The sequence below is a fragment of the Deinococcus actinosclerus genome, from assembly GCF_001507665.1.
Classification (GTDB): Bacteria; Deinococcota; Deinococci; order Deinococcales; family Deinococcaceae; genus Deinococcus; species Deinococcus actinosclerus.
In genome coordinates this window covers 1,316,615-1,333,254 of the sequence record NZ_CP013910.1, presented here as the reverse complement: position 1 = coordinate 1,333,254, position 16,640 = coordinate 1,316,615, and the positions used below count along the sequence as shown (strand labels likewise).

The 16,640-nt window shown below is 73.1% G+C and carries 16 protein-coding genes and 1 pseudogene; 13 read left to right on the top strand and 4 right to left on the bottom strand.

Features of this window, described 5'->3' with window-relative positions:
• The first annotated feature begins 336 nt into the window (after positions 1-336).
• From deoC to AUC44_RS06455, 5 genes are read left to right on the top strand one after another with little or no spacing between them, the layout of a single operon-like run.
• A complete protein-coding gene (deoC, locus tag AUC44_RS06475) occupies positions 337-1,014 on the top strand; it encodes a deoxyribose-phosphate aldolase (protein WP_062157905.1) in 678 nt (225 codons plus the stop codon).
• The gene (locus tag AUC44_RS06470) at positions 1,015-1,632 is read left to right on the top strand and encodes a Maf family nucleotide pyrophosphatase (protein ID WP_417926365.1); all 618 of its coding nucleotides are present in this window, start codon (positions 1,015-1,017) and stop codon (positions 1,630-1,632) included.
• Positions 1,629-2,411, top strand: coding sequence for a rod shape-determining protein MreC (mreC, locus tag AUC44_RS06465; RefSeq protein WP_062157904.1), 783 nt, complete (start codon positions 1,629-1,631; stop codon positions 2,409-2,411). Before AUC44_RS06470 ends, mreC begins: the two co-directional genes overlap by 4 nt.
• Positions 2,408-2,941: a rod shape-determining protein MreD gene (gene mreD, locus AUC44_RS06460; RefSeq protein ID WP_062157903.1), complete on the top strand. Its 534-nt coding sequence runs from the start codon at positions 2,408-2,410 to the stop codon at positions 2,939-2,941. The genes mreC and mreD overlap by 4 nt, the downstream gene beginning before the upstream one ends.
• Complete coding sequence (locus AUC44_RS06455; protein ID WP_062157902.1) at positions 2,938-5,061, top strand: penicillin-binding transpeptidase domain-containing protein; 2,124 nt, start codon at positions 2,938-2,940, stop codon at positions 5,059-5,061. The genes mreD and AUC44_RS06455 overlap by 4 nt, the downstream gene beginning before the upstream one ends.
• Before the next feature lie 65 nt (positions 5,062-5,126).
• On the opposite strand, the gene AUC44_RS06450 is transcribed toward AUC44_RS06455, so the two are convergent.
• Positions 5,127-5,882 (bottom strand): WecB/TagA/CpsF family glycosyltransferase, encoded by a 756-nt coding sequence (locus AUC44_RS06450; protein ID WP_062157901.1) that lies wholly within the window; start codon positions 5,880-5,882, stop codon positions 5,127-5,129.
• A 122-nt stretch (positions 5,883-6,004) separates the two neighbouring features.
• Between AUC44_RS06450 and AUC44_RS06445 the strand changes: the two genes are divergently transcribed.
• Entirely contained in the window at positions 6,005-6,679 is a 675-nt protein-coding gene (locus tag AUC44_RS06445) for a Crp/Fnr family transcriptional regulator (protein ID WP_062157900.1), read from the top strand.
• A gap of 172 nt (positions 6,680-6,851) precedes the next feature.
• Entirely contained in the window at positions 6,852-8,408 is a 1,557-nt protein-coding gene (gene bshC, locus AUC44_RS06440; protein ID WP_062157899.1) for a bacillithiol biosynthesis cysteine-adding enzyme BshC, read from the top strand.
• Between the two features lie 69 nt (positions 8,409-8,477).
• Here the strand turns inward: bshC and proC are convergent, their stop codons facing one another.
• Positions 8,478-9,269 (bottom strand): pyrroline-5-carboxylate reductase, encoded by a 792-nt coding sequence (gene proC / locus AUC44_RS06435; protein ID WP_062157898.1) that lies wholly within the window; start codon positions 9,267-9,269, stop codon positions 8,478-8,480.
• Positions 9,270-9,348: 79 nt separating this feature from the next.
• On the opposite strand from proC, the gene AUC44_RS06430 reads away from it, so the two are divergent.
• The gene (locus tag AUC44_RS06430) at positions 9,349-10,161 is read left to right on the top strand and encodes a 50S ribosomal protein L11 methyltransferase (RefSeq protein ID WP_062157897.1); all 813 of its coding nucleotides are present in this window, start codon (positions 9,349-9,351) and stop codon (positions 10,159-10,161) included.
• Positions 10,158-10,871 (top strand): 16S rRNA (uracil(1498)-N(3))-methyltransferase, encoded by a 714-nt coding sequence (locus tag AUC44_RS06425; RefSeq protein ID WP_062157896.1) that lies wholly within the window; start codon positions 10,158-10,160, stop codon positions 10,869-10,871. Before AUC44_RS06430 ends, AUC44_RS06425 begins: the two co-directional genes overlap by 4 nt.
• Before the next feature lie 10 nt (positions 10,872-10,881).
• On the opposite strand, the gene recO is transcribed toward AUC44_RS06425, so the two are convergent.
• On the bottom strand, positions 10,882-11,616 hold the full coding sequence (recO, locus tag AUC44_RS06420) for a DNA repair protein RecO (RefSeq protein WP_062157895.1): 735 nt from the start codon (positions 11,614-11,616) through the stop codon (positions 10,882-10,884).
• An 86-nt stretch (positions 11,617-11,702) separates the two neighbouring features.
• Between recO and AUC44_RS06415 the strand changes: the two genes are divergently transcribed.
• A complete protein-coding gene (locus AUC44_RS06415; protein ID WP_062157894.1) occupies positions 11,703-12,122 on the top strand; it encodes a hypothetical protein in 420 nt (139 codons plus the stop codon).
• 65 nt (positions 12,123-12,187) lie between these two features.
• Here the strand turns inward: AUC44_RS06415 and AUC44_RS06410 are convergent, their stop codons facing one another.
• Positions 12,188-13,264 (bottom strand): endonuclease/exonuclease/phosphatase family protein, encoded by a 1,077-nt coding sequence (locus AUC44_RS06410; protein ID WP_062157893.1) that lies wholly within the window; start codon positions 13,262-13,264, stop codon positions 12,188-12,190.
• Here AUC44_RS06410 and AUC44_RS06405 point away from each other — a divergent pair.
• The 3 genes and pseudogenes from AUC44_RS06405 to arsB all read left to right on the top strand — a co-directional run bounded on the left by AUC44_RS06405 (position 13,263) and on the right by arsB (position 16,609).
• Positions 13,263-13,982 (top strand): ABC transporter ATP-binding protein, encoded by a 720-nt coding sequence (locus tag AUC44_RS06405; RefSeq protein WP_062157892.1) that lies wholly within the window; start codon positions 13,263-13,265, stop codon positions 13,980-13,982. The two genes, AUC44_RS06410 and AUC44_RS06405, sit on opposite strands and share 2 nt — an antisense overlap.
• Entirely contained in the window at positions 13,979-15,241 is a 1,263-nt protein-coding gene (locus AUC44_RS06400; protein WP_062157891.1) for a hypothetical protein, read from the top strand. Before AUC44_RS06405 ends, AUC44_RS06400 begins: the two co-directional genes overlap by 4 nt.
• A 34-nt stretch (positions 15,242-15,275) precedes the next feature.
• Positions 15,276-16,609 (top strand): annotated as a pseudogene (gene arsB, locus AUC44_RS06395) (arsenical efflux pump membrane protein ArsB).
• Positions 16,610-16,640 lie beyond the last annotated feature (31 nt).

Here is a 16,640-nt window from a genome sequence, read left to right as displayed (position 1 = left end):
GGGTTCTGATCAACGCTCAAATGAGGTTTATAGCCTACATTCAGATATTTCCCAGGGTGCGACATATATAGAATTTGAATCAGATATGCTGAACATTGAAGCCAGATGTGACACCTGTGAGATTGAGGCGACATACTTGAACGATTGACCATTAAAAGCACTGATCTCCACCACTACTAACTCTCTCCCCCAGAGTCCGCCACACGGCGGATTCTTTGCTTTGGCAACAAAACAGCCAGTCCGCGCCCAACTTGCCTTCTGCCAGCCGGTCTCCCCCGTCCTCTCTCCTCCTTTCGGGTCAATCTTTCTTAGGCTGGGGGGGGTATTCTGGGGGGCGTGAAGCTGTCCTCGTTCATTGACCATACCCTCCTGAAGCCCACCGCCACCCGCGCGGACATCGTGAAATTGTGCGCCGAGGCGCGTGATAACTCGTTCTTCGCCGTGTGCCTGAACCCGGTGTTCATTCCGCTCGCGAAGGCGGAACTGGATGGGTCGGACGTGAAGGTGGCGACGGTGTGTGGCTTCCCGCTGGGTGCGGTCAGCAGCGAGCAGAAGGCCGTGGAGGCGCGGCTGAGTGTGGAGGCGGGTGCGGACGAGGTGGATATGGTGATCCACATCGGCGCGGCGCTGGCGAATGACTGGGACGCGGTGGAGGCGGACGTGCGCGCGGTGCGCCGCGCGATTCCGGACGCGGTGCTGAAGGTGATCATCGAGACGTGCTTCCTGACCGATGAGCAGAAGCGGGAGGCGACGGCGGCGTCGGTGCGGGCCGGGGCGGACTTCGTGAAGACAAGTACGGGCTTCGGCACGGGCGGCGCGACGCTGGAGGACGTGCGTCTGATGGCCGAGGTGATCGCGGGTCTGGGTGCGCAGGAGCGCGTGCAGATCAAGGCGGCGGGTGGCGTGCGCACGCCGGATGACGCGCGGGCCATGATCGAGGCCGGGGCGTCGCGCCTGGGCACGTCGGGCGGCGTGGCGCTGGTGGCGGGCGAGCGGATGGGCGAGGGGTACTGAGTGACCCCCGTTGAAACTGGCACGCCGGGCGTGCCGGTGGTGCTCGCGTCGGGCAGTCCGCGTCGGCGGGAACTGCTGACCGGGCTGGGCGTGCCGTTCACCGTGCAGGTCAGTGGTGAGCCGGAGGACAGCCGTGAGGCGGACCCGGCGCGGCTGGCGGCGGAACTGGCGCTCCTGAAGGGCCGCGCGGTGGCGCGCACGGCACAGGGGTCTGTGGTGATCGCGGCGGATACCGTGGTCGCGGTGGGCGGGGAACTGCTCGCGAAGCCGGAGTCCGCGCAGGAGAACGAGGTGTTCCTGCGCCGCCTGTCGGGCCGCACGCATGAGGTGTTCACGGGCGTGGCGGTGCTGTCGGGCGGGTCGGAGGTGGTGGAGGTGGCGCGCACGGCGGTCACCTTCCGCACCCTGCTGCCGGGGGAGATCGCGTACTACGCGGCGTCGGGCGAGGGGCTGGACAAGGCGGGTGGGTACGGCATCCAGGGGCTGGGCATGGCGCTCGTGGAGCGGCTGGAGGGTGAGTACTCGAACGTGGTGGGCTTCCCGCTGAGTGTCGTGACGCGCCTGCTGCGCGCGGCGGGGGTGCCGGTGTGGGGCACGCTGGGGGCCGGGGCCGAGTGAAGGGCTGGCGGTTGATCCTGGCGGTCTTCGCGGGTCTGCTGGCGCTCAGCATGGTGCTGACGCGCTTTCAGGTGGTGGCCCCGGTGGCGCTGCGCGCGGGCGTGGCGCCGGTCACGCGGCTGTCGGTCACGGCGGCCGACAACGTGCGCCGCGCGTACGTGACGCTCATGCAGGACCGGGATCAGAAGGCGCGGGTCACGCAACTCCAGAAGGAGAACGACCTCCTGACGCAGCGCAACGAGCTGCTGTCGCGTGAGGTGGGCCGCCTGAAGCAGGTGCTGGTGATCACGACCACGCAGGCCCCGAACGCCCTGGCGATCGCGCAGGTGATCGGCGTGGATCCCAGTCCGCTCCAGGCGCGGCTGGAACTGAACCGGGGCTCGCGTGACGGCGTGCGGGTGCACATGCCGGTCACCGTTCCGGGCGGGCTGGTGGGGCAGGTCGTGGACGTCGCGGCGGGGCAGGCGACGGTGCTGGCCCTGACCGACCCGGAAAGTGCGGTGGGCGTGACCCTGCAGGGCAGCCGGGGCGGGCGGGGCGTGGCGCACGGCTCGCCGCCGGATCGCCTGCGGGCGGAGTTCTCTCGGGGGGTGCCGATCAAGGTGGGGGACGTGCTGGTCACGAACAGTCAGGGGGGCGTGTTCCCGGTGGGGATTCCGGTGGGGCGCGTGGAGGAGGTGCTCCCGATGGGGCCGAATGACGTGCACCGCACCGTGATCGTGAAACCGGCGGTGGACGCGGGGGTCGTGGAGGACGTCACGATCCTGGAGGGCCTGTGAGGCGCCCGGCCGGTCGCGGTTCGGGCCGCTGGGCGCGGCTGATCGTGTACCTGCTGCTGCTGGTCGCCGCTCAGGGGCTGCTGTCACGCCTGCTGGACGGCGCCGGGGTGCCCGCGCCGGATCTGTTCCTGCTGACGGCCGTGGGGCTGGCGGCGCGGGTGTCGCCGGTGGCGGCGCTGCTGGCGGCGTACGGCCTGGGCTTCACGCAGGACGTGCTGGGCGGCGGGATGCTGGGGCTGCACGCGGCGGGCCTGACGGGCGGGGCGCTGCTGGTGGTGTGGGCGCGGCGGTACCTGTCGGACGCGGGGCTGCTGCAGTCGCTGCTGGGCGTGCTGCTGGGCGTCGTAGGCCAGTGGCTGGTGTTCCTGTTCCTGACCTACTGGCTGCGGGAGCCGCTCGTGACGGTTTCGATGCTGACGGGGGTGGCGCCCCTGGTCTTCGTGGGGACGTTCCTGTTGTCCGTGGTGTGGGAGCGCCTGATCGCGTGGACGTTCGGGCCGCGCGTCACGGTCGAGGAGCAGCTCGCATGAGCCGCGCCGAACGACTGGACCGCCGGGATCGGCTGCGGCGCCGCGCCGGTGCCGGCGCGCGCGCGCGGCAGAAGGTACGCTCGCGCGGGGCCTCGCGGGTGCAGGGGATCGCGCTGGGCTTCAGCGTGGCGCTGGGCCTGCTTGGCGCGCGGCTGTACTACCTGCAGGTGGCGCAGCACGACCAGTTCGCGGTGCGGTCGGCCAGCAACTACCAGCGCGACGAGGTGGTGCGCGCCCTGCGCGGTGAGATCCGCACGCGCGACGGGGTGCTGCTCGCCACGAACCGGCTGGCGGTGGATCTGGTGTACACCGGGCGGCGCCGGCAGGCCGACCGGGAGACCCCGATTCCCGGCTGGGACAAGATCGTGTACCTCGCGGGCGTGAAGGGAGACGTGCTGGTCGGCGGGCAGCCGCGCGAACCCGACTACGAGCGGGAATCGTCGACGGTGCTGGCGCGCAACATCCCGCAGGAGCGGCTGGCGGCGCTGTACGAGTACACGGTGCTCGTGCCCAGCCTGGAGCTGCGCGAGCGGGTCGAGCGGGTCTACCCGCAGGGCAAGATGGCCGCGCACCTGCTGGGGTACGTGCAGGAGGCCACAGAAACGCAGATTCAGGAGGACGGGTACACCCAGGGGGACCTGGTGGGCCGCTCGGGCCTGGAGTACAGCCTGCAGAAAACCCTGGAGGGCAAGAACGGCCTGCGGCGGCGGGAGGTCACGGCCGCCGGGAAGCCGCAGACGGAACGGGTGATCGATCCGGGCGTGAAGGGCCGGGACGTGACGCTGTCCATCGACTCGCTGCTGCAGCGCACGGCCGAGCGGGCGCTGGTGGAGGGCCTGGCGGACGTGAACCAGGGCCGCGCGAAGTACGGCAAACCGGCCGAGCCGTACACGCGCGGCGCGGTGATCGCCATTGATCCGCGCACGAACGAGGTGCTGGCCCTGGCAAGCAGCCCCACCTACGACCCGAACTGGTTCTCGCGGGTGCCGAGTCCGGACCCGAAGGCGAAGAACTGGGCGATCGACCCGAACCGCCCGCTGGCGGCGCTCGACGCGGTGACCAGCAACCGTGTGGTGCAGAACTTCGATTCGGGCAGCGTGTTCAAACCGACCTCCACCCTGGCGTTCATCGAGCGCTGGGGCAACCGGTCGTTCAACTGCGCGCCGTACATCATGTTCGGCGGGCCGCGTTACAACTGGCACCGCAGCGGCAGCCTGGGCACCGTGGACGGCCGGCTGGCGATCGCGTACTCGTGCAACACGTGGTACTACCAGGCGGCCATCGCGGCCGACCCGATCACGTACGCGAACTACCTGGGCCGCCGCTCGGTGGAACTGGGCTTCGGGCGCGAGACGGGGCTGGAACTTGTGGGCGAGAAGACGGGGCTGATTCCCAGCCCGGAGCGGATGCAGGCCGCGTATGACGCCACGAACGAGCGGCGCCGCAAGCAGGGCCTGGAGCCGCTGCCGTACACGTACTACCCGGGGCAGTCGCTGTCGTTTGCGATCGGGCAGGATTCCCTGCAGGTCACGCCCGCGCAGGTGATCTCGGTGCTGTCCACCATCGTGAACGACGGCACGCGCCGCAAGCTGAGCCTGCTCAAGGCAGTCGGCGGATCGGCCGTGAAGCGGGACGCCCCCGAGCAGGTGCCCGGCAAGAAGGCCGACTTCGAGCTGATCAAGCAGGGCATGGCGATCACCACGGCGGGCACGACCCCGTGGGGCACGGCGCAGCACATCCTGGGCCCGAACTACTTCCCGGTGCGGACCGGCGGGAAGACCGGCACGGCCGAGAACGGCATGAGCGCGTCGAAGAAGAGCTACACGTACACGAACGCGTGGTACGAGGGCTACGGCCCGATCGGCGAGGGCAAGACCCCGAACTTCATGGTCGTGACGTTCTTCCAGAACGGCGGGGAGGGGTCAGGGCCGGGCCTGAACGCCGCCGCGAAGATGTTCGGCGCGCGCTGGTGCGTGGACCTCGACGAGCGTCACCATGCCAAGCCGGACCAGACGCCCTGCACCGGGGAGCTCGAGCAGATGCATCAGGTGTACAAGACCCGCGCCGAGCGGGCCAGGGCCAGCGCCGCGAAAGCCGCGCGGGACGCTCAGGCGCCCTGAACGGCCCCGGTGGGAAAGGGGGCGGCCTTCAGGACCCACCTGAGACCGCTCCCTTCTCCTGCGGGTTACTTCGGGCCCACCCGTTTCTTCTCGGCGCGCACCATGCGGACGAACTGCGCCAGCCGAGGCGCGCGGTTCCAGCGCTTGCGGTCCAGGCCGACCCGCCAGATCCACTCGACACCCAGCCGGCGCGTCCAGGCCGGGGCGAGATCGGCGTTCCCGGCCAGGACGTCGATCACGCCGCCGCAGCCGATCATGACCGGGGTGTTCATGACCTGCCGCCAGTACTGGTTGAAGGTCTCCTGCCGCCCGGCGCCCATGGCGGTCAGCAGCAGGTCGGCGCCGCTGTCGCGCACGAGTTCCGCGACGCGCTGGTCCTCGGGCAGGTCGAAGTACCCGTGGTGGATGCCCGCGACCTGCACGCCGTAGTCGCGCGCGGCGTTCTGCGCGGCGACCTCGGCCACACCGGGTTTGGCCCCCAGGAAGAACACGCGCAGGTCCGCGCCGTGCCGCTGCATCAGGCCCTGCACGATGTCGAAGCCGGGCGCGCGAGGCACCTCGGTGGCCGTGAGCTGCCGGGCGGCCCACACGATGCCGACCCCGTCGGCGGTGACGAGGTCGGCGACCTGCATGGCGTTCACGAAGTCCGGCTGGGTGCGCGACTGCACGATGAACTCGGGGTTCAGGGTCACGACCGTGTGCGGGGCGCGCGGCTGCCGGTAGATCCACTCGCCCAGGCGGTCGAGGGTCTGGTCGAGCGTCACGACGTCCAGCGGCAGGTCGAACAGCGTCAGGCGCTGGCGTGGGGTGGGGATGGTCATGCTGGGCTGGATTGTAGTGCACGGCCGGCGCGCGGCGCGTCCACCGGAGGGTGCCCGCCGGGCCCGGTCGCGCCGGGCGGGGGCTTGCGCGGCGCGGGCCCGGGTAGGGCATACTGCGGGGCATGTTACCCGGTGCTTTCGGTGCCCTGCCTGCGGACGTGCAGGCGCAGGTGACGGCCTCGGGGCGCGTGGGCCGCTGGGGCCGCGGCGAGCTGCTGTTTCATCCGGAGGACCCGGCGGAGACGCTGTTCGTGCTGCTGCGCGGTTCGGTGCGGCTGTACCGGCTGGGGTCGGGCGCGCGGGAGGTGACACTGGACGTGCACGGCGCGGGGGCGCTGCTGTGCGCCTCGGCGCTGCTGCCGGGCGAGCCGTGCGGGATGTACGCCGAGGCGATGGACGACGCCGAGGCGCTGATGCTGGGCCGCGACGTGCTGACGCGCCTCACGCAGGGTCAGCCGGGGGTGGCGGTCGCGCTGACCGAGCAGATCACCCGGCAGACGCGCGGCGTGCAGGAGCGCCTGTCGGGGCTGGTGTTCCTGGAGGTGTCGCAGCGGCTGGCGCTGGCCCTGCTGAACCTCGCCGAGCGCGAGGGGCCGTGGCCGGAGGGCGGTTCGCTGGCGCTGCGCGACCGGGTGTCGCATCAGGATCTGGCGCACGTGGTGGGCAGCACCCGCGAGACGATCACGAAACTGCTGGGGGACTTCCGCTCGCGGGGCCTGCTGGACCTGGGGTACCGGCGGATCATCCTGACCGACCGCGCAGGGCTGGAACGGGCCACGCAGGAGCCGCTGCGCTGACCGGGCGGGGCGGGCCGCGCGGCGCCCCGCCGCTTTAGGTTCTGGTGTAGTGTGACAGCCGTTGCAGTGTCGGCCCGCATTCTCAGCGAGAACGGGGGGCACGCCGGCGGCTGACTGCCGGGGCATCGGGCCGGGCCGCTCCAGGGGCGGCAGGCACCGGGAAGGAAGACGAATGGCGCGAAACGCAGGGGCGGAATACAGGAAGGGTGGGTTGCTGGACTACGTGCGCCTGCCCGCAGGGGCGCTGGAGGCCGCGCAGGCCGAGACCCGGCCCGACATCGACCGCGTGGCCCTCGCGGACGCCCTGCGCGCCTACCACCGCGACCTGGGCACCCTGGGCCCGGCCGTCGAGGCGGGGCTGACCCGCCTGGCGCACCCGGCGTCCCGCGTGGTCGTGACCGGGCAGCAGGCTGGCGCGCTGACCGGCCCGGCCTACTCGGTCCACAAGGGCGCAGACGCCGCGCTCCTTGCCCGGGAGCTCGACACCGAGGACGCCCCGGTCGTGGCGGTGTACTGGATCGCCAGCCAGGACCACGACGCGGCCGAGGTGGCGAGCACCTCCCTGCTGGACGCGGGCGAACGCCTGCACCGCCTGACCCTGGACGTCCCGGAGGGCGTCCCGGTGGGCCGCGTGCCCTGGCGTCCCGGGTGGACGGCGCAGGTGCACGCGCTGCTGGACGCCTTCGACGCCCCGGCCGAGCACGTGGCCGCCGTCCGCGCCCGCTTCGACCGGGCCGCGCAGGCGGGCGGCAGTTACGCCGACGTGTTCGCCCGGCTCATCCACGGCCTGCTGGGCGGCGCGGGCCTGCTCGTCCTCGACCCGATGCACCCGGCCCTGGCACGCCTGATGGCTCCCACCCTCGCGCGCGAACTCGACGACCCGCTGGCGTCCTCGCGGGCCATCGAGGCCGCCGCCGCGCGCCTGATCGCGGACGGCTTCGAGCCGCAGCTGCGCCGCCCCGCCGGCGCCACGAACCTCTTCATCGAGGAGGACGACGGGCAGCGCCGCCTGCTGCGCGTGGACGGGCAGGCGTTCGTCACGGCTGCCCGCCGCTACACCCGCGCGGACCTGCTGGCACTGCTGGAGGCCGATCCCACCCGCCTCACCCCCGCCGCTGGCCTGCGGCCCGCCGTGCAGGACGCCCTGCTGCCCACCCTGGCGTTCGTGGTCGGCCCCGGCGAGATCGCGTACGGCGCGCAGCTGCGCGACGTGTACGCCCTGCACGGGCTGCGGCAGCCGCTGCTGTGGCCGCGCCTGAGCGTCACGTGGCGCGAACCGAACGTCACGCGCCTGCTGAAGCGGCTGAACGCCACCGCCGCGCAGGTGCAGGCCGACCCCGAGGGCGTGCTGGGCCGCGCCCTGGCCGCCGAACGGCAGGCCGGGGCCGTGACCGCCGAGCGTCTGGACGCCCTGAGCACCAGTCTGGACGCCCTCACCGCCGAGATCGCCGACCTCGACCCCACCCTGGTCGGCGCCGCCGCGCGCACCCGCACCCGCACCGTCGCGCGCGTGGCGCACCTGCAACGCCTCGCCGAACGAGCCCTCGCGCGCGCCGAGAACGACCGCAGCGGCCAGCTCAGCCGCCTCAGGGCCCACCTCCTCCCGAACGGAGTGCCGCAGGAACGCGAGATGAACTTCCTGACGTACCTCCTCAAACACGGCGACACGCCCCTGCACCAGCTGCTGCACCTCCCCGCCGGCTGGCAGGGCGAACTCGACATTCCCTGAACGGGTCGAGGGTCAAAAGGTCGAAGGGCCTAAGTGGAGTGTGTCCCTTCGACCCTTTGACAGCAGTGTTCAGTCCTGATCCTTGCCGAGTTCGGTGCCGCGCCGGGTGGCCTGCACGACCGCCTCGATGAGGCCGCCGCGCACCCCGGCGGCTTCCAGGGCGGCCAGACCGGCGATGGTGGTGCCGCCGGGGCTGGCGACCTCGTCCTTGAGGAGGGCGGGGTGGGCGCGGCGCTGGACGAGTTCACCGGTGGCGATCAGGAGTTTCGCGGCGAGTTCGTTCGCCAGGGGGCGCGGGAGGCCCATGCGGACGCCGCCGTCCGCTAGCGCCTCGGCGACCACGGCAACGTAGGCGGGGCCGCTGGCGCTCATGCCGGTGAAGGCGTTGAACAGGTGCTCGGGGAGGTCGTAGGCGTCGCCGACCGCGTCGAAGATCTGGTGCGCGAACGCGAGGTCGCCCGCGTCCCCGGCCTCGCGGGGGCCGGTGATGGCGGTCTGGCTGTGCCCGATGGTCGCGGCGAGGTTCGGCATGACCCGCACGACGCGCTTGGTGCCCAGGCGGCGCGTGAGGGCAGAGACGGGCACGCCGGCCATGGTGCTGATGTACCCGGCGTTGGGCTGCGCGAGCCACTCGGCGGCTTCGGGGAACACGCGGGGTTGCAGGCTGATCAGGATGCGCTCGGCGCGGCCCAGGTCTGCCGGGGTGATGACACGCGCGCCGGTGCGGGCGGCGACGTCCTGCGCGCGGGCGGCGTTCGCGTCGAGCAGGCCGATCTCTGCGGGCGGCAGGACGCCCTGGGCGGTGACGCCCTCCAGCAGGGCCAGTCCGAGTTTGCCGACGCCGACGATCGCGAGTTTCATGCGCGCCAGTATAGGTGCGCCCTCCCGCAGCGGCGTGGCAGGCGTGCAGACGTGCGGGGCGCGCGGGTACACTGGCGGGATGCTGGTGTATCACCTTCCGGGAACGTTCGAGACGCGCGAGGATCACCTCGACCTGCTGTGGGAGGCCGGGGCGACCGGGCTGGAGGAACGCGCCGGCCTGATCCGCGCGTACTTCGACGAGGAGACCGAGCTGCCGCCCCTCATCCGGGACGGCGAGTGGCGGCAGGAGGCCGATCAGGACTGGCTGGCGGAGTTCAAGGCGAACCTGCGCCCGGTGCAGGCGGGCCGCGTGACGATCGTGCCGCCGTGGCTGCGCGCCGAGATTCCCGCCGGGCAGGTGGGCCTCGTGATCGAGCCGGGCATGGCGTTCGGGACCGGGCACCACGCGACCACCCGCATGGCGGTCGAGGCCCTGTCGGACCTGAAGCTGGACGGGCAGACCATCCTGGACGTGGGGACCGGGAGCGGCGTGCTGGCGATCGCGGGCGCGCTGCTGGGCGCGGAGTACGCGCTGGGCGTGGATATCGACCCGATCACGATCCCGATTGCGGAGGAGAACGCGCGGGACAACGCGGTGCCGGAGGGCCGCACGGCGTTCATGGTGGGCACGTTGGGCGACGACCTGCCGGGTGACGTGGTCGCGGACGGCGTGTTCGACGTGCTCGTGGCGAACCTGTACGCGGAACTGCACGACCTGCTGGTCGGGGCGTACGTGGGCCACCTGCGCCCCGGCGGGCCGCTGATCCTGACCGGCATCCTGACCGGGAAGCTGCCGCTGGTGCAAGGCGCGCTGGACCGCGAGGGCTTCACGGACGTGCAGGTCCGCACGGATGGCGAGTGGGCGCTCGTGACCGCCCGCGCGGGCGAATGACCGACACCCCAACAAGGCTGCCCCGGCACCGCCTGCGGGTGGAGGCCCTGACGGACACCATGACCCTCGGGCCGGGCGAGGCGCGGCACCTGCACGTCCTGCGCCTGAACGCGGGCGACACCGTGCGCGTGTTCGACGGACGCGGCGCGGAGGCCCTGGCCGAGATCGCCGAACTGGACGAGGTGCGCGCCGTACTGACCCTGGGTGACGCGGTCGAGGGGGCCGCCGAGACGCCCTGGCCGCTGACGGTCGCGGTGGCGCTGCTGAAGGCCGACAAGCTGTCCGACGTGGTGCGCGCCGCGACCGAACTGGGCGCCGCGCAGATCCAGCTGCTCGTGACCGCCCGCGCGGACGTGCGCGAGATCGGCGATCAGAAACTCGTGCGCCTGAACCGCGTCGCGCAGGAGGCCGCGAAACAGTCCCGCCGCGCCGTCGTGCCGCCCGTCCTGGCGCCCGTGCCGCTGGCCCGCTTCCAGCCCGGCGGCCTGACGCTGGTCGCGCAGCCCGGCTCGGCGGTCCGCGTGTCGGACGTCGTCACCTGGGATGCCCCGGTCACGATCATCACCGGGCCGGAGGGCGGCCTGACCGACGCCGAGGTGCAGACCCTCGTGCACCTCGGCGCTCACGCCGTCACGCTCGGCCCGCGCATCCTGCGGGCGGAGACGGCGCCCGTGGCGCTGCTGGGCGCCATCGCGGCGCTGGGGCTGTAGGTCCTCTCCCCTACGCGCTGAGGGCCGTGCCGGTGGGCACGAGTTGCCGCCAGGAGTGGACGCTGCCGATCTGCACGGTCACGAAGCGTTCCAGCGCGCGCCACAGCGCGGGGCGCTGCTCGGCGGGCAGCGGGGCGTCCATGCTGGCGCGGACGGTGCGCCGGGCGGCGTTGCGCAGGAAGTCCAGGCTGGGGTCCGGGTAGGCGGGCAGCGCGGCGCAGCCTGCGCACAGCAGCTGGCCGCCGAGCGGGTCGGGGTGCGCCGGGTGGTCCTGCGCGCAGCGGGCGCAGCGGGCCGTCTGCGGGATGAACCCCGCCAGGGCCAGAAGTTTGTAGCTCATGACGAGCGCCACCCATTCCGGGTCGGGCTGGTGCGCGACGCCGCGCAGCGCGCCCGCGAACAGCTCGAAGGCCTGCTCGCTGAATTCCCCTTCCTGGTACAGAGCGTCGGCGAATTCGGCCAGCAGGTGCGCGAAGGCGTACCGCTCCGGCTGCGCCAGGGTGGGCAGCGCGCCTTCCAGCACGGCCTGCTTCACGCTGGCGAGGTCGTTCTGCGGGCCCTGGTACACCTGGATGCCGACGTGATGGAAGAGGTTCAGCCGGCTGGAGAGCGGGCCGCGCACGCCGCCCCGCGCGACGGCCTTCAGCTTGCCCTGGGGGGTCAGGAGCGTGACGATGATGTCCCCGGCGGGCGTCACGCGCCGCCGGATGACGATGCCACTGCGGTTGGCGGTTCGGGACCTCACTGGTGCCCAGGATAGCGCCGGGGGGCGCGCCGGGGCTGTGCCTCTGTCCACCATCGGGCGCGGCGGGTGGGCCTACACTGCCTCTCATGAATGATCCGCACCGCAAGACCCGTGAGCAGGCGCACAGCGTGCAGGATCTGCTGCGCGAACTGTTTCCCGGGACGCACCGTGAGCTGTTCGGGGCGCGTGATTCGGACTCGCCGCCCACGCTGGGGCTGTACCCGGTCGCGGACGGGCGGCTGGCGCTGGTGCACGGGGATCAGCTGGCCGAGTTCACGCCCATCGAGCAGAAGGGCAAGAATGCCCTGCACTGCGACCTGTGTCACTACACCCGCAGCCGCTCGGAGGCGCTGATGTACCGCGTGACGATCGCGGCGCGCCGGTCACGGTACGTGACGCTGTGCACGCCGACCGAGCCGTGCCAGGGCCGGGCGGGCGCGCGCGGGCTGCAGGCGTTCGCGGAGCGCATCTTCCCCATCGAGCCGGTCGGGCCGGACGACCACTGACCGCCGCGCCTTGAAAAGCGGGGGCGGAGGGGTTCACGCCCTCCGCCCCCGGCGTCTGCCTGCGGTCAGGGCAGGGTGAGGGTGGTCAGCAGCGCGTAGTGGTCGCTGATCTTGGGGTCGTCCTGCCGGACGCGTTCGGCGCCATGTTTCAGGCCCGCCGAGTAGAAGTAGTAGTCGATGGTGCGGTCGGCTTTCCCGACGGCGGGGTCGTTGGGGTAGTGGGTGATGAACGCGCGGTCGCCGCTGTCGATCTGCGCGGGGCTGGGGAACGACGCGTAGCTGGCGGTCAGTGGAGCGAGTTCGGTGTCGGGGTTGAAGTACGCCTTCTCGCGGTCGCGCAGGCGGTCGTACGCGGCGCGGGTGCCCAGCAGGTTGAAGTCCCCGCCGATCACCCAGGGGGCGGGCGTGCGCCCCAGCAGGTCGCGGACGTAGGCCACCTGGTGCTGCATGGTGGGGCAGCCCTGCGCGAAGGCGTCCATGTGGGTGTTGAAGGCACTCAGGGGCTGGCCGCCCTGCACGGGCAGGGTGACGCCCAGCACGGCGCGCTTGAAGTTGAACGCGACGGTCACGGGGTCGCCGCAGATGCGGGGCAGCTGATAGCGGGTGGCGCTGTCCACGCGGTAGCGGCTGAGCGTCACGAGGCTCAGGCCCACGCGGCCCATGATCTTCGGGTGCGGCACGAAGGTCGCGCGGTGGTAGTACGTGGCGGCCGAGCACGGGTACGCACCGCCCAGTTTCGCCTGGATCAGGGCCAGCTGATCGGCGTAGTCGGTGCGCCTGCTGTCCCGGTCCACTTCCTGCAGCAGGACCAGATCCGGGTTCTCCTGGCGGATCGCCTGCGTGACCTCGTCCAGCGTGCGGGCGATGCTCTGGGGGCTGGGGCGGGTGTCGGGGCCGTCCCCGGCGAGGGTGTCGTAAAAGAACACGTACCCGCGCCCGGCGAGGTACTGCACGTTCCAGTTCATGACGCGCACGCGCTGCCCGGCCTTCAGCGTGGGGGTCTGCGCCGGGCAGGTCAGCTCGGCGGCCTGCTCGGGTCTCGGGTGGTCGGTCAGGGCGTACACGGCGCCCGCCAGCACGGCGACCAGCAGGATCAGGCCAGCCAGCAGGCGCGGCAGCCACCGCGTCAGGATTCGGTTCATGGTGCGTGCAGGATACGGCAGCCTCCTGAAGCCGGTGGCACCGACACGCCGGGTGAGGGCCGGAACGCGGCGCGGCGGGCAGTCGTACCTGCCCGTGATGCTGCCCGCCACTGCGCCGATCCTCGCCGCCTCGCCGTTCACGCTGGAGGTCGCGGGGCGGCCCCTCGCGCACGTGCCGGACCTGCACGCCCTGCCGGGCGAGGTGCTGCACCTGTGCGGCCCGAACGGGGCGGGCAAGACGACCCTGCTGCGCGTCCTGGCCGGGGAGCGCGCGGGCGGCGAGGTACGGGTGCTGGGCAGCGCGCCGGGTTCGCGGGGCGCGCGGGCGGACACGGCGTGGGTGCCGACGGACGCGGCCCTGCCGGACGACCTGACGGTCGCGGAGGGCCTGACGTTCCTGGCGGCGCTGTGGTCGCGCCCGGCCGCGCCGCTGCTGGCGCTGGCGCAGTCGCTGGGGCTGTCCCGGTGGCTGGACGCGTGGCCGGCCGAACTGTCACGCGGCACGCGGCAGAAGGTCGCGCTGAGTGGCGCGCTGGGGCTGGGCTGCGCGCTGACGCTGCTGGACGAACCGTTCGGGACGCTGGACACCGCCTCTCGCGCGGCGCTGCTGGACGCCGTCCGGGCGCGCGCCAGGGCGGGCGGGGCGCTGGTCGTCACCACGCACGGTGAGGAACTGACGGGCCTGCCGGTGCGCCGCGTGACGCTGGAGCCCGCGTGAGCCCTGCGGGCCGCCTGTGGCTGAGCTGGTGGTGGCGCGCGACCCGGCGTGAAATGGCGTGGGCTTGGGGGGCGTGGCGGCTGGGCGGCGCGCCGCTGATGCTAGCCTTCCTGCTGGGCTGCGCGGGCGTGGCGCTGGTCAGCGGGTGGCCCCTGCTGCCGCCGGCGCCGGTCGCCGTGCCGTGGGCCCTGCTGGCGGCCCTGGCCTGCGGGTGGCTGCTGTCCGGGCTGGGCGGATCGCGACCCGGCCTGCATCCACGCGGTCTGGAGTGGGCGGCGCTGCGGGGTCCGGTCGCCCCGGCGTGGGCGCTGGCCCCGGCCCTGGCCCGCGCGGCGCTGCCCGGCGCCCTGACCGGACTGGCGCTGGGGGCGGGCCTGCTGGCCTGGAGCCCGGCGCTGTGGCCGCTCGCCCTGAGCCTCCCGTGGCTGGGTGCGGGCGGGCGGATGCTGCACGCCGCACGGCACGTCCGGCGGCTGGACGGGCGGACCGGGTGGCCCGTCACGGCACTCGCCGCGCTGCCGCTGCTGGCCCTGCTGCATCCGGCGCTGCTGCCGGTGGGGGCCGCGCTGGCGGCCGTGGTGGCGGGCGTGACCTGGGCACGGACGCTGGCGGACGATCTTCCGCCCCGCCTGTCCGCCCAGCTGGAGGTCGAGGCGGTGCGGGCCGGGGCGCGCCGGTTCGGGCTCCCCGTGCCGGACGTGAACGCCGACGGGTACCAGCCACCGCGCCGCTGGGTCCCCGCCCTGCGCCGGGTGTCGCCGGGCGGGGCGCTGTGGTGGCGGGGGGCGCTGCACCTCACGCGACGGCGTTCACGGCTCCTGTGGGGCGTGTTGGGAGCCGCGCTCGCGGGGGCCGGCGTGGCGCTGGGCCAGCCGGTGCTGGCGGCACTGCTCCTGCTCCCGGCGCTGGGGCTGCGGGCACCCACCGACCGGCCGGCCGCGCCCTGCCCAGGCAGACGGGCGCGACTGGCGGGGCACCTCCCGGCTGGCCTCACGCTGGGCGGCGCGGCGCTGCTGGGAGCCGCGCTGGCGGGGGGCGGCGCGCTCCCGCTCCTGACGGCGGTCCTGACGCCGTGGGCCGCGCTGGGCGTGCGCTCGGCACTGGGCGAATCGGTGGGGGACGCGGGGCTGGTGGGGCAGCTGCCGTTCGCGGCGGCCCTCGCGCCGGGCGTCTCGGCGGCGCTGCTCGGGGGCTTCGGGGCGGCCGCCCTCACGCCGCTGGCGCTGCTGGCCCTGGGCTGGGCGGCCCTGGCGTTCTAACTTCAGGTCGGTGCCCCCTGTTCCTCCCGGCTGGATGAAGAGAGGGGCCCCGTCCCCGGCCGCCCGGCCCGCTAAAGTGCCCGTCATGTTGGCGGTGCTGATCGTGCTGGGAACCGTGGCGCTGGTGGTCTGGCAGCCGCGCGGGCTGGGAGCGGCGCGCGCCGCGACGCTGGGCGCGGTGGTGGCGCTGCTGGCCGGGGTGGTGCACCTGTCGGACCTGCCCACCCTGTGGGGCGCCACGTGGAACGCCACGCTAACGCTGGTGGGCCTGATCGTCCTGAGTCTGCTGCTGGACGCGGCGGGGCTGTTCCGCTGGGCGGCGCTGCACGTGGCGCGCTGGGGGGCGGGAGTGGGCGGCGGCTGCTGGCGCTGCTGGTGGGGCTGTGCGCGGTGGTGGCGGCGCTGTTCGCGAACGACGGCGGGGTGCTGATCCTCACGCCGATCGTGCTGGAGCTGGCGCGGGCGCTGGGCGTGAGCCGCGCGGCGACCCTGACGCTGGCGCTGGCGGTGGGGTTCGTGGTGGACGCCGCGAGCCTGCCGCTGACGATCAGCAACCTGACGAACATCATCGCGGCGGACGCCTTCCGGATCAGTTTCGGCGGGTATGCGGGCGTGATGCTGCCCGTGAATCTGGTCGTGGTCGCCGCGTGCCTGGGCGCCCTGCTGCTGTTCTACGGGCGCACCCTGCCGCGCCGCTACGACGTGGGGGCGCTGCCGGACCCGGCCGGAGCGGTGCGGTCGTGGGGCGTGTTCCGGGCGGGCTGGCTGGTCACGCCGCTGCTGCTGGCCGGGGCGTTCCTGGCCGAGGGGGCAGGCGTGCCCCTCAGCGCGGTCGTGGCGGTGTGCGCAGGGCTGGTGTGGGTGGTCGCGGCGCGCAGCGCGCACGTGGGCACGCGGGCGGTGCTGCGCGCCGCGCCGTGGAACGTGGTGGCGTTCAGTCTGGCGATGTACACGGTGGTGTACGGGCTGCGCGGCGCGGGCGTGACCGGCGCGTACGGGGCGTGGCTCTCGGGCTGGGCGGCGCACGGGACGGGCGCGGCGGTGTTCGCGTCGGGCCTCAGCGTGGCGGGGCTCAGCGCGGGGCTGAACAACCTCCCGGCGCTGCTCACGGCGATCCTGGGCATCCAGGGCAGCGGCGTGAGCGGCGCGGCGCGTCAGGCGCTGGTGTTCGGGGCGGTGGTGGGCGCGGATATCGGGCCGAAGCTCACGCCGATCGGGAGTCTGGCAACGCTGCTGTGGCTGCACGTCCTGCGCGGGCGCGGGCTGGAGGTCGGCTGGGGCGAGTACCTGCGCGCCGGGCTGCGCCTGACGCCCCCGGTGCTGCTCGCGGGCCTGCTCGCGCTGTGGCTGCGCCTCCAGCTGGGCTGATGGCGCGGGTGGGCTCAGGCGGGCGGTAGGT

Excerpts from the sequence above, each read along its gene's own strand:
- AUC44_RS06455 (WP_062157902.1), top strand. The coding sequence starts at position 2,938 with ATGAGCCGCGCCGAACGACTGGACCGCCGGGATCGGCTGCGGCGCCGC.
- AUC44_RS06450 (WP_062157901.1), bottom strand. The coding sequence starts at position 5,882 with ATGACCATCCCCACCCCACGCCAGCGCCTGACGCTGTTCGACCTGCCG.
- AUC44_RS06445 (WP_062157900.1), top strand. The coding sequence starts at position 6,005 with ATGTTACCCGGTGCTTTCGGTGCCCTGCCTGCGGACGTGCAGGCGCAG.
- bshC (WP_062157899.1), top strand. The coding sequence starts at position 6,852 with ATGGCGCGAAACGCAGGGGCGGAATACAGGAAGGGTGGGTTGCTGGAC.
- proC (WP_062157898.1), bottom strand. The coding sequence starts at position 9,269 with ATGAAACTCGCGATCGTCGGCGTCGGCAAACTCGGACTGGCCCTGCTG.
- AUC44_RS06430 (WP_062157897.1), top strand. The coding sequence starts at position 9,349 with ATGCTGGTGTATCACCTTCCGGGAACGTTCGAGACGCGCGAGGATCAC.
- AUC44_RS06425 (WP_062157896.1), top strand. The coding sequence starts at position 10,158 with ATGACCGACACCCCAACAAGGCTGCCCCGGCACCGCCTGCGGGTGGAG.
- AUC44_RS06415 (WP_062157894.1), top strand. The coding sequence starts at position 11,703 with ATGAATGATCCGCACCGCAAGACCCGTGAGCAGGCGCACAGCGTGCAG.
- AUC44_RS06405 (WP_062157892.1), top strand. The coding sequence starts at position 13,263 with ATGGTGCGTGCAGGATACGGCAGCCTCCTGAAGCCGGTGGCACCGACA.
- AUC44_RS06410 (WP_062157893.1), bottom strand. The coding sequence starts at position 13,264 with ATGAACCGAATCCTGACGCGGTGGCTGCCGCGCCTGCTGGCTGGCCTG.